Source organism: Solidesulfovibrio fructosivorans JJ] (genome assembly GCF_000179555.1).
Classification (GTDB): domain Bacteria; phylum Desulfobacterota; class Desulfovibrionia; order Desulfovibrionales; family Desulfovibrionaceae; genus Solidesulfovibrio; species Solidesulfovibrio fructosivorans.
Genome location: NZ_AECZ01000047.1, coordinates 1 through 22,313, shown reverse-complemented (window position 1 = coordinate 22,313; position 22,313 = coordinate 1). Strand labels below are relative to the sequence as shown.

Here is a 22,313-nt window from a genome sequence, read left to right as displayed (position 1 = left end):
TTTTATAACGGGGTTAGAGTTGTCCCTGCTCGGCACGGAGAAACCCTGACCCTGATTGAAAGTTTTTGAGGGTGGGGGTCCGGGGGAGGGAACTTTTTTCAAAAAGTTCCCTCCCCCGGCTCCTTCCCGCCCTATCCCTTCACCTCCCCATGCCCGGGGCGCACTTGCCGTGTGGCAAAAAACATTCTAGGAAATGGCGGGGTTTATTCATCCAAGGAGGTCCCTATGGAGTTTCGAGGCGCAATCACGGCATTGGTGACGCCATTTCGAAACGGCGAGGTTGATGAAGAGGCCTTCCGCGCCTTTATCGAATGGCAGATCGAGCAGGGCATCCACGGACTCGTTCCCTGCGGCACCACGGGCGAATCCGCCACGCTGTCCCACGAAGAGCACAAACGAGTGGTTCGCATCTGCGTGGACCAGGTCAAAGGCCGCGTACCGGTATTGGCCGGGGCCGGGTCCAACAACACCCGCGAAGCCATCGAGATCACCAAGGACGCCAAAGACGCCAAAGCCGACGGGGCCCTGCTGATCACCCCCTATTACAACAAGCCCACCCAGGCCGGACTCATCGCCCACTTCAAGGCCATCGGCGAGCGGGTGGATATTCCGTTTATCGTGTACAACGTGCCGGGGCGCACTTCGGTCAACCTGCTGCCCGAGACCCTGGCCGTCATGAAGAAGCAAATTCCCCAGGTGGTGGGGATCAAGGAGGCCACGGGCGACCTCAACCAGGTTTCCCGGGTGATCGAATTCTGCGGCGAGGACTTCATGGTCCTTTCCGGGGACGATCCCACCGGCCTGCCCACCATGGCCATCGGCGGACGCGGCATCATTTCCGTGGTGTCCAACTTCGCCCCGGCCAAGATGGCCGCCATGTGCGACGCGGCTTTGGCCGGCGACCTGACCAAGGCCAAGGCGCTTCATTACGAGCTCAGCCCGCTGTACCGGGCGGCCTTTATCGAAACCAATCCGGTGCCGGCCAAGACCGCCCTGGAAATGATGGGCCGGTTCCCCCTCGAGGTGCGCCTGCCCATGGTGCCTCTGCAACCCCAGAACCGGGAAAAGCTTAAAACAGCCTTGGCCGCGGCCGGACTGGTGTAGCCCAGCCGCTAAGCCTGCTGCCGTGCGACGGGCCTTCCGGGCGGAGGGCCCGTCGCGCGTTTTGGACGCCATGAACGATTCTTCCCTGCGCATCATACTGGACGACGCCGAAGTGGCTTTCGGCGGCCGGCCGGCGCTTCGCGGCATCTCCCTCACCGTCGCTCCCGGCGAGCGCTGGCTGGTCCTCGGCGGCAACGGGTCGGGCAAATCGACCTTGCTGCGGCTTTTGCGCGGCGACATCTGGCCCACCGACGACGGCCGGGATCGCCGCATCTACCGGATGGCGGGCCGGCCCGACCGGGCCTCGCCCATCGGCCTGCGCCCGCGATTCGGCATCGTTTCCCCGGAAATCCAGCGCACAACCAAGCGCCTGTGCGCCCACCAGCCGGCAAGCGCCGTGATCCTGGCCGGGCCGCGCGACGCGATTTACATCCAGGGACGCCCCACGGCGGCGGAACTGGAAACCCTGGATGCCGTCCTGGAGCGCCTGAACATCACCCACCTGGCGGATACCCCGGTGGAAGCGCTTTCCAACGGCCAGTTGCGGGCCGTGCTTCTGGCCAGGGCGCTGGCCTGCCGGCCGCTGATCCTTTTTCTGGACGAATTTCTCGACGGCCTGGACGACGCGGCCCGGGACACGGCCCAGCAGGCGGTGGGCCAGGCGGCCGCCGACGGCGCGGCGGTCGTGCTGACCAGCCATCAGGGCGCGGCATTGCCGCCGGGAGAAGCCAAGGGAATCACCCTTGCCGGCGGACGCATCATCGACGCCGGCGACGCGAAGACCGTGCTCGAGCGCTATCGCAAGAGCATGATCGTAGGCGGGGCCACTACGGCCGCGACCGCCCCGCTCGTCCCCGAAAGCGCCGCCACGATCCCGGACGGCCCGCCGCTGGTCGTCCTGGAAAACGCCTCGGTGTTTTTAAACCGCCGGGAAGTGCTCCACGCCGTGAACCTGACCGTTCGCCCAGGCGGGCACATGGGGCTCGTCGGGGCCAACGGCGCGGGCAAATCCACGCTTTTGAAGCTCATTGCCGGCGAATACCATCCGGCCCTCGGCGGCCGGGCGGTGCGGCCCGGGCTGGCCGCGCCGGAGGGCTTTACCGACCTGCGCGACATCCGCAAGCGCATCGGCATGGTGTCCTTCGAGCTGGAAGCGGATTACGACAAGGAGCTGCCGGCCCTGGAGCTGGTCGTCTCCGGCATCTCGGGAACCATCGGCCTTTTCGCCGCGCCCATGGACAAGGACATCGCGGCGGCCAAACGGTGGATGGAATTTTTCGGCGTGGCCGAACTGGCCGAGCGCCGGCTGGGGCAACTTTCCGCCGGGCAGACGCGCCGGCTCTTTCTGGCCCGGGCCATGGTCGGCGAACCCAGGCTGCTGCTTCTGGACGAACCATTTTCCGGCCTGGACGGCCCGTCGCGGCGTGTGGCCATGCAGGCCGTGTCCGCCGCGGCGCGCGCCGGGGTCACGGTGCTTGCCGCCGTGCACCAACGCGGCGACATCATCCCGGAAATCGAAACCGTGCTGCGCATCACGGCCGGCCGCCTCGCGCCGCTTTAGTAGTGGAGGCGGTGGAAGCGTAAAATGAGACCGGGGGGAAACCTTTCTGAAGAAAGGTTCTCCCCCCGGGCCCCCTTTCCAAAGACTTTCAACGATAACAGCCTGTCACCGTTAAAAATTTTTTGGAGGGGAGAGCGCGAGAGGGGAACCCTTTTTTCAAAAAGGGTTCCCCTCTCGCACATCTTCAATCTTCCTTCTCTTCCAAATCTTCCTTCTCTTTCACGCCCGACGGGGTCACCACGATGACGTTGCCCGCGATTTTGGAGTTGGGCACGATGATGGTTTCGCCCGTATCCGAGCGGATGACGGTATTGAACACGTCGATGTCCGTGACGATGCCGGCCGCGCCCGAAGCTCCGGGCACGCTCACCCGGTCCCCCACCCGGAAGAACCGGAACAGCAGCAGCATCACCCCCGAGGCGAAGTTGGACAGCGTATCCTTGAGCGCCAGGGATACGGCCAAACCGGCCGCGCCGAAAAGGGCCAGCAGCGAGCTGACGTTGAACCCGAGCTGGCCGAGCGTGGCAATGACGACCACGAGATAAAGACCGTAGCGGGTGAGGCTGCCGGCAAAGGAAAGGACCTCCTGGGGCACCTTGCGCCCCCGCAGCACCCGCACCAGCAAGGCGGCGACGCGCCCGGACACCCAGACGCCGGCCGCAAAAAGAAGCAGCGCCGACATGATCTTGCTGCCGAGCGACAGGGCCAGGGGCACGATCTGGTCGGCGAAAAACGCCTTGCCGCCCACGGACAGCCGGGTGCGCCCGCCCACCGTCTCCATGGCCACGGGCACGGCGGCGGCGGCATTGTCCTTGAGAGCGGCCACAGTCTTGTCCACGGCGCCCTTGGCGGCATCGGTCGGCGAAGCGGCGGCTTCGGGCGTAGCGGCAGCCGGTGCGGCGGCCCCGGCGGACTGCGCCGGGGCGGGCTGCGCGGCGGCGGGAGCTGGCGCTGTGGCGGACGGAGCCTTGCCGTCGGTGAGGGCATGTTCCTTGAGCGGCTGCGTGGCCTGCGGGGCCTTTTCCGGCCGCAGTTCGACGCTTTCCGGCGGTCCGTCCGGCAGGGTCGGGATGCCGGGCAGTTTACCGGGCTGGGCGGATTGGCCGCCGGCCGGGATGAGGATGGCCCGGCCGAGTTGAAGGCGGGACGGCTCCAGGCCGGGATTGGCTTTGAGGATCGCGGCGACGCTGACGCCGTAGCGCTGGGCCAGCAGGCTTATGGTGTCGCCGGATTTGATGACGTGCTTGACCGGCGCGGCGGCCAGCAGCATGACCTGGGCCGGTTCCCCGGTGCGGGAAAAGCAGGGGCCGACGTCCGTGACCAGCATGCAAAGCGCCAGAACCGTCGTCAGCGCGAAAAATTTCGCCGCATCACCAAGCATCGCCACCTCCTTGCGCCCGCTGCCGTCGGGGCGGGAAGCGCCCCTCTCCCGCGAACCATGGCCAAAAGCTAGCATATGCGGTGCGGTTTTGCCAAACGCGGCCGCATGTTACGAATCCACGTCAACAGGCCGGCATCTCCGCGCCGCTCCCGTCATTGAAAGACGAATTCGGTAAAGTAGACGTTTTTGACCTTGCCCGGGCCGGTGTACTTGCTGAAAAGCAGGATAAGATCCCTTCGCAGGGCCATCTTGCCGGCGCTGGTCATCAGGTCCTCGGCCAGTTTGGACGAGAGAAAGAAAATCAGGTCCTGCTTGCAGTCGGCGTCCGTCAGCCGCTCGGCCGAGGCATTGTCCTCGCATTGCACGTCGAGGGTGAGGTGCAGGAAGCGGTACCCCGTGTTGCTGAGCACATTGACGGTCATCGGGCCAATCACGATGGCGCCGTTTTCGGCCTTACCGGCTTCCTTCTTCTCGCCGCCCGTGGCATCGCCGCCGTGCCCCCCCTCCGAGGAAGCCATGAGCATGGATGGCGACGGGGGCACCAGCAAAAACGCCAGGACGAGCAGGCCGACCTTCATAAGCTTGTTCATGCCGCGAGCGCCTCCTTCCTGGCCCCAGGCGGCCCGCGTCGCCCGGAGAAATCTTGCGCCGCGCGGCGGCGCATGGAACATGTTAGGCCGGCCCACGGTTTCTGTCCACGGCCGGAGCTTATAACCGGGACAGGCGCCGCAGGCCGGCCAGATCGCCGTCGGGAATTATGCCCTGTGTTTCCCGCCGGTTTCCCTGCCGGAATCTTACAATCCGTTTAGGAGGATCGGGAATCCCCCCGGGCCTTGGCCTGCCGCCGGCGGGCGTGGAGGATGGGTTCGGTATAGCCGTTTGGTTGCTCGCGCCCCTTGAAAATGAGGTCGCGCGCGGCGGCGAAGGCAACACTTCCCTCGAAGTCCGCGGCCATGGGCGTATAGGCCGGATCGCCGGCGTTTTGCCGGTCCACCACGGCCGCCATGCGCATAAGCACATCCATCACCCGCGCCTCGTCGCAGATCCCGTGGCGCAGCCAGTTGGCGATGTGCTGGCTGGAAATGCGCAGCGTCGCCCGGTCCTCCATGAGTCCGACATCGCTTAGGTCCGGCACCTTGGAGCAACCGATGCCCTGGTCCACCCAGCGCGAGACGTAGCCGAGGATGCTTTGGGCATTGGTCTCGAGCTCCCGGGTCACCTCTTCGGGCATGGGCCGCGCCGCGCCCAGAAGCGGCGGGACGAGGAGGTTCTCGCGGTCGGCCCGGACACGGCCGGCCAGTTCGCGCTGGCGGTCGAAGACGTCCGTTGCGTGGTAGTGCATGGCATGGAGCGTTGCGGCCGTGGGTGACGGCACCCAGGCGCAGTTGGCCCCGGCCCGGGGATGTTCGATCTTGGCCGCGACCATCTCGGCCATCTTGTCCGGCTTGGCCCACATGCCCTTGCCGATCTGGGCCCGGCCGGAAAAACCGCAGCCAAGCCCCACGTCCACGTTGCCGTCCTCGTAGGCCGCCATCCAGGCCGTTTCGCGCATGGCCGCCTTGGCCACCACCGGCCCGGCCTCCATGACGGTGTGGATCTCGTCGCCGGTGCGGTCGAGAAAGCCGGTGTTGATGAAGATGATGCGCTCCTTGGCCGCGCGCACGCATTCCTTGAGATTGAGCGACGTGCGCCGCTCCTCGTCCATGACGCCGATCTTGAGGCTATTGCGGGGAAGGCCCAGCGCGTCCTCCACCCGGCTGAAAAGTTCGCAGGCAAAGGCGACCTCGTGGGGCCCGTGCATCTTGGGCTTGACGATATACACGCTGCTGGCGCGACTGTTGCGAAGGCGGCCGAGGCCGCGCAGGTCGTGGAGCCCGACGAGCCCCGTGACCATGGCGTCGAGCATGCCCTCGGGAATTTCGTTTCCGGCCGCGTCCAGGACCGCGTCCGTGGTCATGAGGTGGCCGACATTGCGCACGAGCAGGAGGCTTCGGCCCGGGATCGCGACCGCCGACCCGTCCGGCGCGTCGTAGGTCCGGTCGGGGGCAAGCCCCCGCTCCACCACCTTGCCGCCCTTTTCGAACCGGGCGGTCAGCTCCCCCCGGAAAAGCCCGAGCATGTTGCGGTAGGCAAGGGCCTTGTCGGGCCCGTCCACCACGGCCACGGAATCCTCGCAGTCGAGAATGGTGGTCACGGCCGATTCGAGGATGACGTCGCGCAGTCCCGAGGGGCTGGCCGCGCCGACAGGGTGCGTGCGGTCGAAGACAAGCTCGATGTGCAGGCCGTGATTGCGGAGCAATATCTTTGTCGGCGCGTCGGGGCCGCCCACATAGCCCACGAACCGTTCCGGCCGGGCGAGGCCGGTGGTCTGGCCGCCCACGAAGGTCACGAGAAGCGCGCCGTCCTTTACGGCGTAGGCGGTCACGTCGGCATGGCGGCCGTAGGCCAGCGGCACGGCCATATCGAGAAAGGCGGCGGCATAGGCGACCACGGCCGCGCCGCGCGTGGGGTTGTAGCCCGGCCCTTTGGCCGCGCCGCCGGTCTCTGGGATGACGTCCGTGCCGTAAAGCGCGTCGTAGAGGCTGCCGAAGCGGGCGTTGGCCGCGTTTATGGCGTAGCGGGCGTTGGTTACGGGCACTACGAGCTGGGGGCCGGGAACGACGGCGATTTCCGCGTCCACGCCGGTCGTTTCGATGGCGAAATCCGGCCCTTCGGGGAGCAGGTAGCCGATGCCGGCCAGGAAGCACTTGTAGGCTTGCGGGTCGTGGGGCTGGCCGGCGCGCTGCTGGTGCCAGACGTCGATGGAGGCCTGCATGGCGTCGCGGCGGACGAGGAGTTCGCGGTTGCCGGGGCCAAGCTCGGCCACGATGTCGGCCAGGGCGGCGAAAAAGGCGTCCTTGTCGATGCCTGTCCCGGGCAGGATTTCGGCCGCGAGGACGTCGTGCAGGGTCTTTTCCACGGACAGGCCGGCTATGGCGATACGCTCGTCTGGCATGGCGGTGCTCCTTGCGTGGGCGAAACAGACAATCGTCCCTGTCGGACGAATGAGGATCGGGAACTTGTACGAGATTTGGGGCGGCGCGCCTAGGGGAAAGGGGCCGGCACGGTGAAAAGCGGCTTGAAGACGCCGCCGGCGGACGCAAGAACGCGTCCACCGACGGCGCGACGTGCGTCAGGAAATGACGATATCTTCCAGGCTCTTGCGCTTGCGGGGAAAGACCTCCGCCTCGTCCGGCCAGCCCACGGCCATGATGTTGACCACCCGATACCCCTCGGGAAGGTGAAAGCGCGACTTGATGTTGGCCTCGTCGAACATCCCCACCCAGCAGGTGCCAAGCCCCATTTCCGTGGCCCGCAGCATCAAGAACGCCTCGGCTATGGCCGTGTTCATGGCGCAGGCGCCGAACTTGGCCTGCTCGGCCGCCGCCGCCTCCCGGGCCACATAGGCGTCGATGCCGTCCATGGGCTCGCCCTCGATCAGCTTGTTGTCGCGGAAGAAAAACGCCGCCGCCTGGGAATCCTTGATGTAATGGGCAAGGTCCACACAGCTTATGATGATGGCCGGCGCGGCGGAAAGCCAGCCCTGCTTGCGCGTGGCTTCGCTCGTGCCGAACCAGGCCAGGTCCGCGGCGGCGGTGACGACCTTGAAACGCCAGGGCTGGGAATTGAGGCTCGAGGGCGCATTGCGGGCCGCCTCGATGAGTTCCGTAATTTCGCCTTCGGTCAACGCTTTCTTGGCAAAGGCGCGCACGCTGTGGCGCGCGGCAATGGCATCCTTCACGCTCATGGACATGACGCATGTCTCCTTTGTTTTTTTGTCGTGGCAGACGGCCGTCCAACGTGACGGCCGCATGTTTGTCCTAGCGCCCCGCCGGCCCTACGGGAAGCCCCGTTTCTGTCGGGGCCTTGCCTGATCCTGCGAAATCGCGCATTTTCGAGCGCACGACAAGCGCCGAACCCCTGCCAAGGACACTCCCGTGACGCCGGCCGCCTCTCTTCTCCGCGATCGTCTGGCCGCCCTGCTCGCTGCCCAGGCAACGAGCGACGGCTTTTCCCCGACGCCCCTTCCCGGCGTGCGCTACGCCCGGGCCATGCGCCATTTTCCCCTGGCCCCGGTGCTTTACGAGCCGTCCATCGTGCTTTTGGCCACGGGCAAAAAGCGGGCCGTGTGCGGCGAAACGGTCCACGAACTCGATCCCGGGCATTATTGGGTGGTGGCCGCGCCGCTGGCCTTTGCCTGCGAAAGCCTGGGCTCGCCCGAAGCGCCGCTCTACGGGCTGTCGGTGCGGGTGGAGCCGGCGGTGCTCGGCGAATTGCTGCTGGAGATGGACGAGGATACGCCCGCTTCGGTCGATGTGGCCGGCATGTGCGCCTCGCCCATGACCGAGGAGATCGCCGACGCGGCGGTGCGGCTGGCCGCCTGCCTCGCCTCGCCGCTCGACGCGCGCCTGCTCGGGCCCGGCATCGTGCGGGAGATCGTCTACCGGGCCCTTCGCGGCGACCAGGGCGCGGCCCTGCGGGGGCTGGCCGCGCACAACGGTCGCCTGCGGGCCATCGCCCGGGTGCTGCGGCGCATCCACGCGGAATACGCCACCCCCCTCGACGTGGAGAAACTGGCCCGCGAGGCGCATATGGGCCTTTCGACGTTTCACCATGCCTTCCGGGCGGTCACGGCCAGCACGCCGCTCAAATATTTGAAGACCGTGCGGCTGCACAAGGCTCGGGCGTTTCTGGCCGAGCCCGGGAGAACGGCCGGCGACGCCGCAAGGCTTGCGGGCTACGCCAGCGCTTCGCAGTTCTCGCGCGAGTACAAGCGGCATTTCGGGGCGAGCCCGTCGGAAGAGGCGGCCCGGCTCAAAGGCGGCGAAGGCTGACGGACCGGATCAGCCTATCCGGCTGGCGTCCCCGCCTGACGCGGCGGCATCGAGGGGGCGGACCTCGGCGGCGATACGGTCGGGAAGCAGATCGTCCTCGGCTTTTTCGATTTCATAGTCCCGCTGCAAATTGAGCCAGAACCCGGGCGTATTGCCGAAAAAACGCGCCAGTCGGAACGCGGTTTCCGTGGTGATGGCCCGTTTGCCGTGAATGATTTTGTGCACCGTCACGGGCGGCACGCCAAGACGCCTGGACAGCGCGTTTTGCGAAAGTCCAAGCGGCTTCATGAAATCCTCGTACAGGATTTCGCCGGGATGGATGGGGGGAAGCTTTGCCTCGATGTCCATAGCCTGTCCATTCTCTATTGCTAATGGTAATCGACGATTTCGACCTGATGGGCATTGCCGTTTTCCCAGACGAAACAAATCCGGTAACGGTCGTTGATCCGAACCGAAAATTGCCCTTTTCTGTCCCCACTCAGCTTTTCCAGCCTGTTTCCCGGCGGGATCGCCATGTCCTGCAAACGTTCCACGGCATGGAGCTGACGCAATTTGCGCCGGGCCGTCCGCTGCAAGTCTGCCGGCAATCGCGGCATGGGCACCCGCCGCAAAAACAGCGCTTCGATATGGGGGCAGGCGAAATCAAGGATCATTATCTTTCAGGTAATACTAAGCAGGTTCCAGGTCAAACCCGTCTGCGCTTTCCGGACAATTCTCGCCCAGCGAAAAGACCGCCATATATTCCTGGTTGCCTTTCGGTCCCTTGACCTTGGACGGCACCACGCCGGTGAGCGTGAGCCCGAGCTCGTCGCGGGCGAACTCCGTGACCCGGGCGATCGCCTCCTGGCGATGCGCCTCCTCGCGCACCACCCCGCCCTTGCCCACCTTGTCCGGCGTCAACTCGAACTGCGGCTTGACCAGCACCGCCACCAGTCCCCCGGGCAGCAGAAAACGCACGCAGGCCGGCAGCACCTTGGTCAGCGAGATGAAGGAGACGTCGGCCACAACGACATGAACCGACTCGGGCAAGAGATCGTCCGGCGCATGGCGCAAGTTGACCTGCTCCATGGACACCACGCGCGCATCGGCCCGCAGCTTCTCGTGCAGCTGGGCCGTGCCCACGTCCACGGCGTAGACCCGGGCCGCGCCGTGCTGGAGCAGGCAGTCCGTGAATCCACCCGTGGACGCGCCGGCATCAAGGGCCACAAGGCCCGAAAAATCGAGCCCGAAAGCCTCGATGGCCGTTTCGAGCTTGCCCCCCCCCCGGCTGACGTAGCGCTCGCCCTGCTCCAGGCAAAAGACCGTGCCCGCCGGGAACATCCGCCCCGGCTTGTCCACGATCGTCTCCCGGCCGTCGGCCACGACCCGCACCAGGCCGGCCATGACCAGCCGCTTGGCCCGCTCCCGCGTATCGGCCAGTCCCTGCTCGCACACGAGCTGGTCCGCCCGGAATTTTTCCTTGGCCATGGCTCCCCCCGCAAAAACGCCGTCGGGCGTTCTCCAAGCCCCCGGCGGAAAAAGCGCCGTTTATCCCCAACGGTCGGTCGAAGAGCCGGCGCTCCCCAACCTCCCCATACGGGAGGACGTATTTTACGTCCGCAATTTATGAGAAGGACGCGCTACGCGTCCGCGTCACGACGCCCGAGAATGCGCCGCAATGTATCCTTGGAAATTTCCAGTTCCCGACAGGCGGCATTGCGATTGCCGCCGTGCCGCTCCACCGCCTCGCGCGCCGCCAGAAAACGCACCTCGGCCATGGTCCGGCCGGAGCGCACCCCACATCCCCCTGCCGCGCCTCGCAAATCCTCGGGTAGATGGCAGGGCTCGATAACCTGACCCTGGCACAGAATGGCCGCGTACTCGATGATGTTTTCGAGCTCCCGGATGTTGCCCGGATAGTCATGGGCCATAAGCCGTTCCATGGCCTCGGGGCTTACCGAAGAAATGTGCTTGGTCAGGGCCATGCGGCAGCGGCCGAGCACCCGCTCGACCAGCAGCGGCACGTCGCCCGGCCGCTCGCGCAAGGGCGGGATGCGGATCACCACCACATTGAGGCGGTAATAGAGGTCCTGGCGAAACGTTCCCTCGGCCACCATGCGGCCCAAGTCGCGGTTGGTGGCGGCTATGACCCGCACATCCGCCGGCAGCGTCTCCACGCCCCCCAGCGGCTCGTATGACCGCTCCTGCAGGGCGCGCAATATCTTGGCCTGCATGGCATAGGGCAGATCGCCGATTTCGTCGAGCAAAAGCGTGCCGGAATCGGCCAGGGCGAACCGGCCCGGCTTGTCCCGGCGCGCGTCGGTAAACGCCCCGGATTTATAGCCGAAAAGCTCCGATTCCATGAGCTGCTCGGGCAGCGCGCCGCAGTTGACGGCCACGAACGGGCCGGAGCTTCGCTGGGAAAGCTTGTGGATGGCCCTGGCGAAGACTTCCTTGCCCGTGCCCGATTCGCCAAGGAGCAGCACCGTGGAGTCGCTCTGGGCGATCTGGGGCAACATGCGCACGATCTCGGACAGATGCGGATCGCAGGTGCCGAAATCGTCCAGCGGCTGCAACCCGGCCAGCCGGCTGACGAACCCGCCGCCCGACAGGTCGCGGAAGACCTGCACACCGCCGATGACCATGCCGCCCGTGGCCCAGATCGGGGCCACGCTCACGCACACGGGCACATTGGGACATCCCGCCCGCTTGAGCGTGACGATGCGGTTGGCGATGGGGCGCGCCTCTTCCATGCACTGGCGTAGCACGCACACCGACCGGCAGTTGGTGACGCCGAAGACCTCGCGACAGGTGCGGCCCACGGCATCGGCCGGATCGACGCGGGCGATCTCCCCCGCGGCAAGGTTGAAGTAGCGAACGATGAAATCGCGGTCCACGGCAAACACGCCATCGGCCACGTTTTCCAAGGCGAATGCGCTGGCGTCGTCGCCGGGAAAGGGGTCAAGGGGTCGCTTCATGCAGGCTCCGGCTAGTGTCTCGGCGTGATCGGAGTGTGCGCCCGAAGCTCGCCGGGGTCAATATCGACGGAAGCAAAAATCGTCCTCTCCCAACACCTCCCGACAGCACAAAATCATAACATATTGAAAAAATAAGATATCAAACTCGGCACGGAAAGTGCTTTTTTTCCCAATAGCACAGGGGCCACACCATAATTTTCACTCCAAGGAGACGTCATATGAATCTGAACCTGACCATCACCGGCATGTGCTGCGACTTGGCGCTGCATCCCGTCGACGACGCGACCGCCGCCCGGGTATGTCTGCTCGGCGAGAACCTGTACAAGACCAATTCCCTCGAATGGTGGCGCGCCAGCGGCAACAACACTTGCGGCATGCGCCTGACCGCCGACTCCCGGCTGGAGGCCAGGCTCGGCGACAAGCTCCTGGAGATCGAACCGTCCAAGGTTGCCACCGACGCTGTGACGCTCACCCAGCGCGAATGCATCGATAGCGGCGAAGACAAGGTGTGTCTGCTCGGCTACGACGACGAGTCCTGCTCCCACAGCTGGACCTGGAGCGGCGTCGAAGCGTTCGATCCGGCCAAGTTCCACTTCATCGTGCAGCGCTGGGACCATATCCTGGGCGTGGCCGATTACCTGGTGCTCGAAGACGTCCTGTACGACGGCCGCCCGGCCGACGGCGCGATCTGGGGCCAGAGCGAAGGCTTCACCTTCCGCGAGCCCCTGGTCGTGGGCATGGACGTGGTGCGCGCCGCCTGCGGCGTCCCGTCCGAGAAGGCCGCTTAGGGCGAGGAGAAGAGGCTGGGGGGGAACCTTGTCTTACGAATGGTTTCCCCCCAGGCCCCCCTTCCCAAGACTTTTAACAAGAAAAAAAACGCTATATCAGTCAGAACAAGTTAGAAAATTTAGGAAAGGGAGAGCGCGAGAGGGGCTACTGCCCTTTTTAAAGGGTTTCCCCTCTCGCCCCCCTCTTCGAAAAATCAACCAGGGACGGCGGGACCGACCCCTCCCGCATCCCGACCGCGGCGACCGTGTCCGGGTTTGCCAACCTCCTTCGCCGGGACGCGTTCGCCGATTTTTCCCGCCAGGCGCAGCCTTGGCCACCCGTAGGGAACCGGCACCCGAAGGGCCCCCAAGGCCGCGCCTTCTTTTGTTCCCGTAAGCAACGCGAAACGCCGGCCGGGGGGAATCCCCGGCCGGCGTTCGTTGGCTGATAAGGATTCGGGTGCTATTTGCGGGCGAGCCCCAGCTCCGCGACAATGGCCTCGGCGGCTTTCGCCGTGTAGTCCTCGGGCGAAAGCGACGCCTTGTCCGCGTCGGTCATCACGCCCCGGGGCCGGTTGACGAATTTCGGATCGGGCGTGATGCCGTAGGCTTCGGGGAAGGTGTTCTCGTAATACATCTCCTGGAAGCCGATGAACTTGAGATGGTGGGCCGTGGCGTCGAGCACCGAGATTTCCGAGGGCTCGACCAGCCCCAGCTCCCGGGCCTTCATGAGCCCGGCCAGGCATTCGCCGCCCTGGGTACAGCTGATATGCCCGTGGCGGTTGGCGGTGAGCATGCCTTCAATGATGGCCTGCTCGGTCACCTGCACCACCTGGAAGCTGCCAGGGCCGCCGATTTTCTCGTACTCGGCCGCGAAATGGGCCACGCGCGGGAACGAGACCGGATTGCCGATCATGGCCGCCTGGGCCACGGACGGCGTCACGGACACGGGCTCGAAATGGCGCTTGTCGGCCTCGGCCTCGTCGTAATAGCGCCAGACCGGGTCGGCATGATGCGACTGGACGCCGAAGATGCGCGGCAGGGAACGGATGACGCCGAGCTTTTTGAGCTTCAAAAAACCGCCCATGATGGCCGTGACGTTGCCGGCGTTGCCGATGGGCACGAACACGCACTTGCGGTAGGTGTCCCAGCCGAACCATTGGGCCACCTCGAAGGCGTAGGACTCCTGGCCCAGGATGCGCCAGGCGTTCTTGGAATTTAAAAGCGCCACGCGGTAGTTGTCGGCCAGATGCTCGACCACCTTCATGCAGTCGTCGAACACGCCCGGCACCTCGATGACCGTGGCTCCGCTGCCGAGCGGCTGGGCCAGCTGCTGCGGCGTGACCTTGCCCTTGGGCAGGATGACCACGGACTTGATCGGCCCGCCCACGTAGGCGGCGTAGAGCGCGGCCGAGGCCGAGGTGTCGCCGGTGGAGGCGCACACGGTCAGGACCGAATCCCAGTCGTTGACCCGCACCAGATGCTTCAAATAGCTAAACGCGCAGGCCATGCCCCGGTCCTTGAAGGAGGCGCTGGGGTTCTGGCCGTCGTTTTTATAGTAGAACGGCGCGCCGACCCGCTCGGTCAACGCCTCGTTGGCGGCCACGAGCGGGGTGTGCCCCTCGCCCAGGTAGACGATGTCCTCCTCGTCCATGACCGGAGCCATCAGCTCGTAATAGCGCAGCACGCCGCGAAGGGCCGTGGTGCGTGTGGCGGCGCGCTTGTCGAAAAGCGCCTGCCAATAGCTGGCCGGGTATTCGAGCAGGCTGTCGAAGGCCGTGTCCTCGAGCAGGAACACGCCGCCGCAATGCGGGCAGGTGTAGTACAGCTCCCGGATGTCGAAGCGCGCCTGGCAGCCCAGGCAGACATATTCCATCCTACCCCGGTACTTGGGGAAATCGTTGACCGTAATCATGCCGTTTCCTTCTTTAGGCCGGCCAGATCTGCCGGGCGGCGGCCACCCACATGACCACGCCGCAGGCCACCTTGGCCGTCATCCCGAACACCTTGCCGTACATGGCCCCCATGGCCGCGCGCCGGGATTCGGAATCCGTGCGCCCGTGGGCGCGCTCGAACACATAGCAGCCAAGGAAAGCCCCGGCAACGGCCCCGAACAGGGCCCCGATGCCAAGGAAAAACGGCGCGCCCAAAAGCGCCCCGGCCAAGGCGCCGAGAAATCCGCCCAGGTTGCCCTTGCCCGTGGCCCCGTAACGCTTGGCCCCGAACAGCTGGGCGAAAAGCTCCACCGCCTCGCCGGCCAGGGCCACGCACACGAGCAGCGCGTAAAACCCGAAGCCGAAATGCGGCGCGGAATGCAGGTAGTCCCATAAGGCAACGAGCCCGAGCAGGGCCCAATTGCCCGGCAGCCCAAACACGTGCAGGCCCAGACAGGCCAGAAGCACGAGCAGGAAAAGCACCGCCCAGACGATCGTCATGCGCCCCGCTCCCGGTTGTCCACCACGCGCTTGGCCTTGCCCTCGGATTTGGGCAGGGAGTTGCGCTCCACCAGCTCCACCCGCGGCGTGACCAGTATCTCGTCGCGAAGCCGCGAGGCGATGCGCTTTTGCAGGGAACCGAGCTGGCGCATGTCCTCGACGAAAAACTCGTCGCGGATCTCCACCTTGACCCGGATGTTGTCGATAAAGCCGTCGCGCTCGAGAATGATGAGGTAGTTCTCCCCCACCTCGGGCATGGACATGAGGATGCGCTCGATCTGCATGGGGAAAATGTTGCAGCCCTTGACGATCATCATGTCGTCGCAGCGCCCTTGCAGGCGGTCGATGCGGCGATGCTCCCGGCCGCAGGGGCAGGGTTCGGTCAGAAAACGCGTGATGTCGCGGGTGCGGTAGCGGATGATCGGCATGCCCTCGCGGCCGAGGCTGGTCATGACCAGCTCGCCGTACTCGCCGTCGGGCACGGGCTCGCCGGTGGCCGGGTCCACGATCTCGGGCAGGTAGGCGTCCTCCCAGACGTGCATGCCATGCTGCTCGGTGCACTCGAACGCCACGCCCGGGCCGTTCATTTCGGACAGGCCGTAGGAGTTGTAGCACTTCATGTCATAGAGCGCTTCCAGCCGGCGACGCGACTCCTCGGAGTAGGGCTCGGCCCCGACCAGGGCGATGCGAAGCGGCAGCGTGCGCGGATCGATGCCGAGTTCGGCGAAAATGGTGGTCAGATAAAGCGCATAGGACGGGATGATGTGGATGCCCGTGACCTTGAAGTCCATGAGCAGCTTGATCTGCCGATGGCTGTTGCCGGCCCCGGCCGGAATGGTCAGGCAGCCGAGCTTCTCCGCGCCGCAGTGGATGCCGAGCCCGCCGGTAAAAAGGCCGTAGCCGGACATGTTCTGGAAGACGTCGGTGCGCCGCAGCCCCACCATGTGCATGCACCGGGCCATGAGCGACGCCCACCAGTCCAGGTCCTTTTGCGTATGGTAGATGACCGTCGGCGTGCCCGTGGTGCCGGAGGAAACGTGCATGCGCACCATCTCGCTTTGCGGCATGGCAAGCACCTTGTCCGGATAACTGTCGCGCAAGTCCTGCTTGGTGGTAAACGGCAAGCTTTTTACGTCGTCCAGGCTTTTGACCGCATCGACGTCCAGACCGCATTCCTTGAACCGCTCTTTATAAAAAGGCGACTTGGCCGCCTGCCGCAGCGTCCGCTGCAAACGCATCAACTGCAAACGCTCGATCTCCAGCCTCGAAAGCTTTTCCGCTTCGTCGTAATACACGCTGCTTCCTTTTTGTGGAAAAGGTGGCCCCCTAACGCACCGCCGTGGCTATATGACTTTCCATGGGCACCACCAGACCGTCATCATCGAAAAAATCGCCCAGACGCCCAAGCATACGCCGGAACATCGCCGTCCTGTCCGCATCCGACATGGCGGCAATGTCCGCGGCAACCGGAAAGACGGACAGATACTCCGGTAAAAAACGCATTGGGTCGGGAAGCCGGGACACCAGAATTTCAAGCCGGACCCGGATGTCGCGGAAACCGGCCTCCCGCAGCAGGCCGCGCAAGTCCTCACGGGCGGAGAGCGAGGAAGAGACCTCAAACAAATCAATGGCTTTTTGTCCAAAGACTTCTTTCAATGCGTCAGCCACGACCGCAAATATCGGAATCCGCTCAAGCTCCCGCCAACAGGCGACAGCAACCCGCCCCTGCGGAACCAGCGCCTCCCGCATGCCCCGAAGCGCGGCCGGCTTGTCCGGAAAATACTGCAACCCCTGTTGGCACAGCGCCACGTCGTACGTGGGCGTCTCGCAGGCCAGACTCGAAGCGTCGCCGCGCCGCCAGTCGATGTCGGACAGGCCCTCGCGGTCCGCGAAGTCCTTTGCCGCCCACACCATCGCCTCGTTGTGGTCGAGGCCGGTCACGCCACCGGTTTCACCGACCCGCCTGGCGGCCTTGCGCGCCACGATGCCGGTGCCGCAGGCCACGTCGAGCACCAGGTCCCCCGGGCCGATCCCGGCAACAGCAATCAGCTTTTCGGCCCACTGGCCCATCCAGGCCGGGACGATGGAACGCTCATAGGCCTCCGGCCCGCTTCGCGACAAGAGCCATTCGAATCGTGTCGTCTGGACATCCATGGTCTGCGTCTCCCCCAATACGGCGACCTGTGATCGCCTGATTTTTGGCGCAGGCTATAAGCCCACGCAACGCCGCCATCAAGCCGGGCTCACCGCCGGCAGGGCGTCACATGCCCATTTCGGACGGGGGCGGGATATCAGAGAGGTTCTCGAATGCCGTGGATTCCTTGAGAAAGGTCAGACGGACCATGCCGGTCGGACCGTTTCGCTGCTTGCCGATGATGACCTCGGCCACGTTGTCCTCGGGCGTTAGCTCCTCTTTCTTCTTATAGGCGGCGCCGCGGTAGAGAAAGATGATGACGTCGGCGTCCTGCTCGATGGCTCCGGATTCGCGCAGGTCGGACATCATGGGGCGCTTGTCGGCGCGCTCCTCGACCTTGCGGTTGAGCTGCGACAGGGCAATCACCGGCACATGCAGCTCCTTGGCCAGGGCTTTCAGGTTCCGGGAGATGTCGGAAATTTCCTGTTCGCGCGAATCGATGTGGCGCGCGGACCGCATGAGCTGCAAGTAGTCCACGACCACGAGTCCCAGGCCGTGTTCGGCCTTGAGCCGCCGGCAGCGGGCGCGCAGGTCCATGGTGGTGATGGCGGCGGTGTCGTCGATGAAGATGGGCGACGGGGACAGGTTGTTGGCGGCGTCGTAGAGCCGCGACCAGTCCTCGTCGTCGAGGCGTCCGCGCCGCAGCTTGGCCAGGTCGACCTTGCCCCAGCAGCACAGCATGCGTTGCATGATCTGCTCCATGGACATTTCCAGGGAGAAGATGGCGGTCGGCACGTTGTGCATGACGGCGGCGCGCATGGCCATATTCATGGCGAAGGCGGTCTTGCCCATGGAGGGGCGGCCGGCGACGATGATGAGGTCCGAGGGCTGGAGCCCGGCGGTGTATTCGTCGAACTGGTAGTAGCCGGTGGGCACGCCGGTGACCAGCTCCTTGTTTTCCATGCGCTTTTCGATCTGCTCGAAAACGCGGGTCACAAGGTCCTTGGAGCTGTGCAGCCCCCGGGTGGAGCGGGCGTCGGCGATGGAAAAGATGGCCTGCTCGGACTCGTCGAGCAGCGTTTCGGTTTCCTGGCCGCCGTCGTAGCAACGGGTGATGATGTCGAGGGCGGTGGTGATGAGCTTTCGCTGGACGGCCTTTTCCCGCACGATGCCGGCGTGGTGCAGGGCGTTGGCGGCGGAAACGGTGGAGGCGGTGAGTTCGGCCAGGTAGGTCGGGCCGCCGACCTCCTCCAGCTTGCCGGCCGCGCGCAGGGCCTCGGCCAGGGAGACCAGGTCGATGGGCGCGTTCTTGGCGGAGAGCCCGAGGATGGACTGAAAGATGAGGCGATGGGCCGGGGAATAAAAGTCATCCTCGCCGACCAGATCGACGAGATTATAGAGAACGGAGTTCTTGAGCAAGACCCCCCCCAAAACGGCCTGTTCGGCCTCGAGGTTCTGGGGGGGGATCTTTTTAAGGACGTCGGCGGAGACCCGCTCCAGGGCCTGCCCGGTCAGCGGTTCGCCGCTTCCGGCCAGTCCGGAAGACTTCTGGCTACGCGGTTTCTTCCTCGGGCTGTCCACTGGCTTCTTCGGCCTGCGGCGCGACTTCGGCCGCTTCGGCGGTTTCACCCTCGGCGGCGACAGGAGCTGCCGGCTCTTCTTCCTCGTAGCCGCCCTGGCGCTTGACGGTCACGTTGACCACGCCGCGCAGCTCGGGCAGGAGCTTCACCGCCACTTCGTACTGGCCCAGGGCGCGGATGGGCTCGTCAAGGACGATCTTCTTGCGGTCGACCTCGACGCCCTGCTCGGCCAGCTTGTCGGCGATGATGGCGGAGGTGACGGAGCCGTAGAGCTTGTCGCCCTCGCCCACGCGCACCTCGATGATGATTTCGGCGGCGGCGAGCTTGTCGGCCAGCGTCTGGGCGGCGGAGGCAAGGGCGTCGCGCTTGGCCTGCAATTTTTTACGCTCGTTTTCGAAACGGCGCATATTGGCGTCGGTGGCCAGCATGGCCAGGCCCTGGGGGATCAGGTAATTGCGGCCGTAGCCGGGCTTGACGGCGACCTTGTCGCCGAGGCGGCCCAGATTCTCCACGTCCGCGCGCAAAATGAGTTCCATGGGTCTCTCCCTTACATTTTCTTGAGGAGCTCGGCGCTGTGGGTGGCCGTGTAGTACAGAAGGGCCATCTGCCGGGCGCGCTTGATTTCAACGGTCAGGCGGCGCTGGCATTTGGCGCAGGTGCCGGTGATGCGCCGGGCGATGATCTTGCCGCGATCCGTGACGAAATCCTTCAGGATGTCCGGACGCTTGTAATCCACAGGCAGGTTCTTGTTGGCGCAGAAACGGCAGAACTTCTTCTTCGGGGTGAATTTCTTCTTATAGGCCATGACTTACGCTCCCTCGGGCACGAACTTGTCGGCGAGCTTGACGGTAATGAACTTCATGATGCCGTCGGTGATGCGCACGATCCGCTCGAACTCGGCGATGGCCGGGGCCGGGGCGGCGAATTCGAGGCGGGTGTAATGGCCGCGCGTCTTCTTCTCGACGGGATAGGCCAGCTCGCGCATACCCCATTCGTCCACGGTCAGCATGGTGGCCTGCTGGCGTTCGAGAACCCCCTGGAGGTTCTCGATGATCTCCTGCCGGTTTTCGGCCGCCAGCTCCGGAGAGAGCAACAGCAGCGCTTCGTATTTCCGCATGGTTCCTCCTTATGGTCCATGGCCCTTTCTCGGGGGCTAAGCCCTCATTGGAAAGAGCAAGGCGAAGGGGAGTCGTTACCCGTAAGCCTGTCCCCTGTCAAGGACCCCGGCCGCGACTTGCCAACCGGGCGCGGACAGGGGTAAAACCGGTCGCATCATGAGCCGCCAGGCGGCCCAAAGCCTGCCGAGGAGCCCATGCGCATCCGCACAAAACTGCTTTGCATCCTGCTTGTCCTGACCCTGCCGCCGCTTCTCGTCGTCAGCTATTACGCCCTGCGCGAGGGCAAGCTGCTCGGCCGGGAACTGGCCGAGAGAACGTCGAATTCCTTCAGGCATTCCTCGGAGCAGGAACTGGCCCTGATGGTCGACCTCATCGGCGAGGACCTTAACGACAACCGGCAAAAGCTGGAACTGGCCCTGACCCTGCTGTCCCGGGAGGCAGCCCTGTCCCTGGGGGAAACGCCTCCGCCCAAGGCCCGGGTCTTCTACGACCGGGATTTCACCGCCGCCGGCGGTCTGCCGGCCGGAACGACGCCCCTGGCGACCGCCTTCGACCGGGGCATCACGGCAACCGGCGACGCCATGTCCTTCAGCCTTTCCCCCAAGGCCCCGGCCAGGGCCCATGCCGACGAGGCGGCCAGGCTGTCGCGGCTTTTGCCCACCTTCCAGTCCCTGGAGCGCACCCTTGGCGACAATATGATGTGGGCCTACGTAGCCCTGCCAAGCGGACTCATGTGTTCCTATCCCGGCCATGGCCAGCTTCCCGAGGGCTACGATCCGCTCGAACGCCCCTGGTACAAGGCGGCCACGGCCCGCCAGGGAGAGGCCTGGAGCATCCTGGTCGACGCCTCGAGCGGCCGGCTCGTGGCCACGGTCTCCAGGCCCATTCGGGACGCCACCGGCGGACTCCTGGGCGTGGCCGCCCTCGACGCGCCGCTCGAAACCATGCTGCCGGAAAGCGATCTCTCGCACCGCTGGGGCGAAGGCGTGCGGGCGCTCATCGTCCACGCCCCGGACGGCAAACACCTCGTGGTGCTGGCCAGCCGCGATTTCATGCCCGCCTCCCACGGCTGGGACACCCCGCTGAATCCGGTGCCCCTGGCTTCCGCCGACACGCAGGCCCAGGCCGGACTCGCCCGGGACATCGACGCCCGCAAATCGGCCCTGGTCCCGCTGCGTGTGGGCGACACGGACTATTTCGCGGTGCTCAAGCCCTTTCCCGACACCCCGGCCGGGCTGCTCGTGCTGGTGCCCAAGGCCGCCGTGCTGCATCAGGCGGATTCGGCCGAATCGGCCATCCTGGCGCGCACCAAGCGCATGCTGGCCGTGGTCGTGGTCGTGGCCGTGGTGGCCCTGCTCGCGGCAGCGCTTCTGGCCTATTTCGGCGCGAAGGCGGTGACCAAGCCGGTGACGGCCCTTTGCCGGGCCACCAGCCGGCTGGCCCAGGGCGACTTGCAGGCCAGGGCCCCGGTTTCCGGCCGGGACGAGCTGGCCGAACTGGCCGCCTCCTTCAACAACATGGCCCCGAAGTTGGCCGAACGGCTGCGGCTCAAGCAGGACATGCAACTCGCCATGGAGGTGCAGCAAAACCTGCTGCCCGCCGCCCCGCCGGCCGTACCCGGCCTCGACATCGCCGGGGGCACGATCTTTTGCGACGAAACCGGCGGCGACTATTTCGACTACCTCCAGTTCAACCGCTCCGGCGCGTCCGGCATCGACCTGGCCGTGGGCGACGCCACCGGACACGGCATCGCGGCGGCCCTTTTCATGGCCACCGGCCGGGCGCTTTTGCGCGGCGGCCAGGGCAACGACCCGTCGCCGTCCGCCCTGCTCACCCTTGTCAACCGGCTCTTGTGCCGCGACACGGCCGATTCCGGCCGGTTCATCACGCTCTTCTTCCTGCGCCTGGAAAATGGCGGCATAGGCCCCGATGGACAACTGCTCTGGTCCCGGGCCGGCCACGATCCGGCCCTGATCTACGATCCGCGAAACGACGCCTTCGAGGAACTCATGGGATCGGGGCTACCGCTAGGGATTCTCCCGGATTACGCCTACGAGGAGCAAAGCCACCCGGGGCTCGTCCCGGGACAGATGCTGGCCCTCGGCACCGACGGCATCTGGGAGGCCCGCAACCCGGCCGGAGAAATGTACGGCAAGGACCGGTTCCGGGAAATGCTGCGCACCCACGCCGCCGCCACGGCTGCGGAAATCCTGGCCGCCATCCACAAGGACGTGGCCGACTTCCAGGCCGGCTCACCGCGCGACGACGACATCACCTTGGTGGTCATAAAAGCTGTGTAAAGGAGGAACCGGGGGGAAACCTTTCTGAAGAAAGGTTCTCCCCCCGGGCCCCCCTTCCAAAGACTTTAAATAGTAACGGTTGGTACCCCCCATTTATAAAAC

21 protein-coding genes are annotated in these 22,313 nt (G+C 65.3%); 5 read left to right on the top strand and 16 right to left on the bottom strand.

Annotated features, from left to right (window positions below):
- Positions 1-225: 225 nt before the first annotated feature.
- Both dapA and DESFRDRAFT_RS19275 read left to right on the top strand, forming a co-directional pair.
- The gene (gene dapA, locus DESFRDRAFT_RS19280; RefSeq protein WP_005996793.1) at positions 226-1,104 is read left to right on the top strand and encodes a 4-hydroxy-tetrahydrodipicolinate synthase; all 879 of its coding nucleotides are present in this window, start codon (positions 226-228) and stop codon (positions 1,102-1,104) included.
- 70 nt (positions 1,105-1,174) lie between these two features.
- Positions 1,175-2,665, top strand: a complete 1,491-nt coding sequence (locus DESFRDRAFT_RS19275; RefSeq protein ID WP_005996790.1) for an ATP-binding cassette domain-containing protein — start codon at positions 1,175-1,177, stop codon at positions 2,663-2,665.
- Positions 2,666-2,849: 184 nt separating this feature from the next.
- Here DESFRDRAFT_RS19275 and DESFRDRAFT_RS20905 read toward each other — a convergent pair whose 3' ends face one another.
- The 4 genes from DESFRDRAFT_RS20905 to DESFRDRAFT_RS19245 all read right to left on the bottom strand — a co-directional run bounded on the left by DESFRDRAFT_RS20905 (position 2,850) and on the right by DESFRDRAFT_RS19245 (position 7,839).
- On the bottom strand, positions 2,850-4,046 hold the full coding sequence (locus DESFRDRAFT_RS20905) for a mechanosensitive ion channel domain-containing protein (protein ID WP_005996788.1): 1,197 nt from the start codon (positions 4,044-4,046) through the stop codon (positions 2,850-2,852).
- Positions 4,047-4,198: 152 nt separating this feature from the next.
- Positions 4,199-4,636: a flagellar basal body-associated FliL family protein gene (locus DESFRDRAFT_RS19255; RefSeq protein WP_005996787.1), complete on the bottom strand. Its 438-nt coding sequence runs from the start codon at positions 4,634-4,636 to the stop codon at positions 4,199-4,201.
- A 215-nt stretch (positions 4,637-4,851) separates the two neighbouring features.
- Positions 4,852-7,041, bottom strand: a complete 2,190-nt coding sequence (locus DESFRDRAFT_RS19250) for a malate synthase G (RefSeq protein WP_005996785.1) — start codon at positions 7,039-7,041, stop codon at positions 4,852-4,854.
- 177 nt (positions 7,042-7,218) lie between these two features.
- Complete coding sequence (locus tag DESFRDRAFT_RS19245; RefSeq protein ID WP_005996783.1) at positions 7,219-7,839, bottom strand: nitroreductase family protein; 621 nt, start codon at positions 7,837-7,839, stop codon at positions 7,219-7,221.
- Between the two features lie 184 nt (positions 7,840-8,023).
- Here DESFRDRAFT_RS19245 and DESFRDRAFT_RS19240 point away from each other — a divergent pair, with 184 nt between their 5' ends.
- Positions 8,024-8,920: an AraC family transcriptional regulator gene (locus tag DESFRDRAFT_RS19240; protein WP_005996781.1), complete on the top strand. Its 897-nt coding sequence runs from the start codon at positions 8,024-8,026 to the stop codon at positions 8,918-8,920.
- A gap of 9 nt (positions 8,921-8,929) precedes the next feature.
- Here DESFRDRAFT_RS19240 and DESFRDRAFT_RS19235 read toward each other — a convergent pair whose 3' ends face one another.
- From DESFRDRAFT_RS19235 to DESFRDRAFT_RS19220, 4 genes are all read right to left on the bottom strand, one after another.
- Positions 8,930-9,268, bottom strand: coding sequence for a HigA family addiction module antitoxin (locus tag DESFRDRAFT_RS19235; RefSeq protein WP_005996779.1), 339 nt, complete (start codon positions 9,266-9,268; stop codon positions 8,930-8,932).
- 20 nt (positions 9,269-9,288) lie between these two features.
- A complete protein-coding gene (locus DESFRDRAFT_RS19230; RefSeq protein ID WP_005996776.1) occupies positions 9,289-9,573 on the bottom strand; it encodes a type II toxin-antitoxin system RelE/ParE family toxin in 285 nt (94 codons plus the stop codon).
- 16 nt (positions 9,574-9,589) lie between these two features.
- Positions 9,590-10,387, bottom strand: coding sequence for a TlyA family RNA methyltransferase (locus DESFRDRAFT_RS19225; protein WP_005996773.1), 798 nt, complete (start codon positions 10,385-10,387; stop codon positions 9,590-9,592).
- 152 nt (positions 10,388-10,539) lie between these two features.
- Positions 10,540-11,877 (bottom strand): sigma-54 interaction domain-containing protein, encoded by a 1,338-nt coding sequence (locus tag DESFRDRAFT_RS19220; protein ID WP_005996771.1) that lies wholly within the window; start codon positions 11,875-11,877, stop codon positions 10,540-10,542.
- 218 nt (positions 11,878-12,095) lie between these two features.
- Between DESFRDRAFT_RS19220 and DESFRDRAFT_RS19215 the strand changes: the two genes are divergently transcribed.
- Complete coding sequence (locus DESFRDRAFT_RS19215; protein WP_005996769.1) at positions 12,096-12,665, top strand: hypothetical protein; 570 nt, start codon at positions 12,096-12,098, stop codon at positions 12,663-12,665.
- A 442-nt stretch (positions 12,666-13,107) separates the two neighbouring features.
- Here the strand turns inward: DESFRDRAFT_RS19215 and thrC are convergent, their stop codons facing one another.
- From thrC to rpsF, 8 genes are all read right to left on the bottom strand, one after another.
- Positions 13,108-14,559, bottom strand: a complete 1,452-nt coding sequence (gene thrC, locus DESFRDRAFT_RS19210; RefSeq protein ID WP_005996767.1) for a threonine synthase — start codon at positions 14,557-14,559, stop codon at positions 13,108-13,110.
- A gap of 13 nt (positions 14,560-14,572) precedes the next feature.
- Complete coding sequence (locus DESFRDRAFT_RS19205; RefSeq protein WP_005996766.1) at positions 14,573-15,079, bottom strand: DUF456 domain-containing protein; 507 nt, start codon at positions 15,077-15,079, stop codon at positions 14,573-14,575.
- Positions 15,076-16,374, bottom strand: a complete 1,299-nt coding sequence (locus DESFRDRAFT_RS19200) for a phenylacetate--CoA ligase family protein (protein ID WP_005996764.1) — start codon at positions 16,372-16,374, stop codon at positions 15,076-15,078. Before DESFRDRAFT_RS19200 ends, DESFRDRAFT_RS19205 begins: the two co-directional genes overlap by 4 nt.
- 31 nt (positions 16,375-16,405) lie before the next feature.
- Entirely contained in the window at positions 16,406-17,233 is an 828-nt protein-coding gene (locus tag DESFRDRAFT_RS19195) for a methyltransferase domain-containing protein (protein WP_005996761.1), read from the bottom strand.
- Positions 17,234-17,339: 106 nt separating this feature from the next.
- Entirely contained in the window at positions 17,340-18,794 is a 1,455-nt protein-coding gene (dnaB, locus tag DESFRDRAFT_RS19190) for a replicative DNA helicase (RefSeq protein WP_005996759.1), read from the bottom strand.
- A complete protein-coding gene (rplI, locus tag DESFRDRAFT_RS19185) occupies positions 18,766-19,329 on the bottom strand; it encodes a 50S ribosomal protein L9 (RefSeq protein WP_005996757.1) in 564 nt (187 codons plus the stop codon). Before rplI ends, dnaB begins: the two co-directional genes overlap by 29 nt.
- A gap of 11 nt (positions 19,330-19,340) precedes the next feature.
- On the bottom strand, positions 19,341-19,598 hold the full coding sequence (gene rpsR, locus DESFRDRAFT_RS19180) for a 30S ribosomal protein S18 (RefSeq protein WP_005996755.1): 258 nt from the start codon (positions 19,596-19,598) through the stop codon (positions 19,341-19,343).
- Between the two features lie 3 nt (positions 19,599-19,601).
- Positions 19,602-19,910: a 30S ribosomal protein S6 gene (gene rpsF / locus DESFRDRAFT_RS19175; RefSeq protein ID WP_005996753.1), complete on the bottom strand. Its 309-nt coding sequence runs from the start codon at positions 19,908-19,910 to the stop codon at positions 19,602-19,604.
- A gap of 195 nt (positions 19,911-20,105) precedes the next feature.
- Here rpsF and DESFRDRAFT_RS19170 point away from each other — a divergent pair, with 195 nt between their 5' ends.
- Complete coding sequence (locus DESFRDRAFT_RS19170) at positions 20,106-22,211, top strand: SpoIIE family protein phosphatase (RefSeq protein WP_005996750.1); 2,106 nt, start codon at positions 20,106-20,108, stop codon at positions 22,209-22,211.
- Positions 22,212-22,313 lie beyond the last annotated feature (102 nt).

Coding starts and splice junctions, on each gene's coding strand:
- dapA (WP_005996793.1), top strand. CDS start 226: ATGGAGTTTCGAGGCGCAATCACGGCATTGGTGACGCCATTTCGAAAC.
- DESFRDRAFT_RS19275 (WP_005996790.1), top strand. CDS start 1,175: ATGAACGATTCTTCCCTGCGCATCATACTGGACGACGCCGAAGTGGCT.
- DESFRDRAFT_RS20905 (WP_005996788.1), bottom strand. CDS start 4,046: ATGCTTGGTGATGCGGCGAAATTTTTCGCGCTGACGACGGTTCTGGCG.
- DESFRDRAFT_RS19255 (WP_005996787.1), bottom strand. CDS start 4,636: ATGAACAAGCTTATGAAGGTCGGCCTGCTCGTCCTGGCGTTTTTGCTG.
- DESFRDRAFT_RS19250 (WP_005996785.1), bottom strand. CDS start 7,041: ATGCCAGACGAGCGTATCGCCATAGCCGGCCTGTCCGTGGAAAAGACC.
- DESFRDRAFT_RS19245 (WP_005996783.1), bottom strand. CDS start 7,839: ATGTCCATGAGCGTGAAGGATGCCATTGCCGCGCGCCACAGCGTGCGC.
- DESFRDRAFT_RS19235 (WP_005996779.1), bottom strand. CDS start 9,268: ATGGACATCGAGGCAAAGCTTCCCCCCATCCATCCCGGCGAAATCCTG.
- DESFRDRAFT_RS19230 (WP_005996776.1), bottom strand. CDS start 9,573: ATGATCCTTGATTTCGCCTGCCCCCATATCGAAGCGCTGTTTTTGCGG.
- DESFRDRAFT_RS19225 (WP_005996773.1), bottom strand. CDS start 10,387: ATGGCCAAGGAAAAATTCCGGGCGGACCAGCTCGTGTGCGAGCAGGGA.
- DESFRDRAFT_RS19220 (WP_005996771.1), bottom strand. CDS start 11,877: ATGAAGCGACCCCTTGACCCCTTTCCCGGCGACGACGCCAGCGCATTC.
- DESFRDRAFT_RS19215 (WP_005996769.1), top strand. CDS start 12,096: ATGAATCTGAACCTGACCATCACCGGCATGTGCTGCGACTTGGCGCTG.
- thrC (WP_005996767.1), bottom strand. CDS start 14,559: ATGATTACGGTCAACGATTTCCCCAAGTACCGGGGTAGGATGGAATAT.
- DESFRDRAFT_RS19205 (WP_005996766.1), bottom strand. CDS start 15,079: ATGACGATCGTCTGGGCGGTGCTTTTCCTGCTCGTGCTTCTGGCCTGT.
- DESFRDRAFT_RS19195 (WP_005996761.1), bottom strand. CDS start 17,233: ATGGATGTCCAGACGACACGATTCGAATGGCTCTTGTCGCGAAGCGGG.
- rplI (WP_005996757.1), bottom strand. CDS start 19,329: ATGGAACTCATTTTGCGCGCGGACGTGGAGAATCTGGGCCGCCTCGGC.
- rpsR (WP_005996755.1), bottom strand. CDS start 19,598: ATGGCCTATAAGAAGAAATTCACCCCGAAGAAGAAGTTCTGCCGTTTC.
- rpsF (WP_005996753.1), bottom strand. CDS start 19,910: ATGCGGAAATACGAAGCGCTGCTGTTGCTCTCTCCGGAGCTGGCGGCC.
- DESFRDRAFT_RS19170 (WP_005996750.1), top strand. CDS start 20,106: ATGCGCATCCGCACAAAACTGCTTTGCATCCTGCTTGTCCTGACCCTG.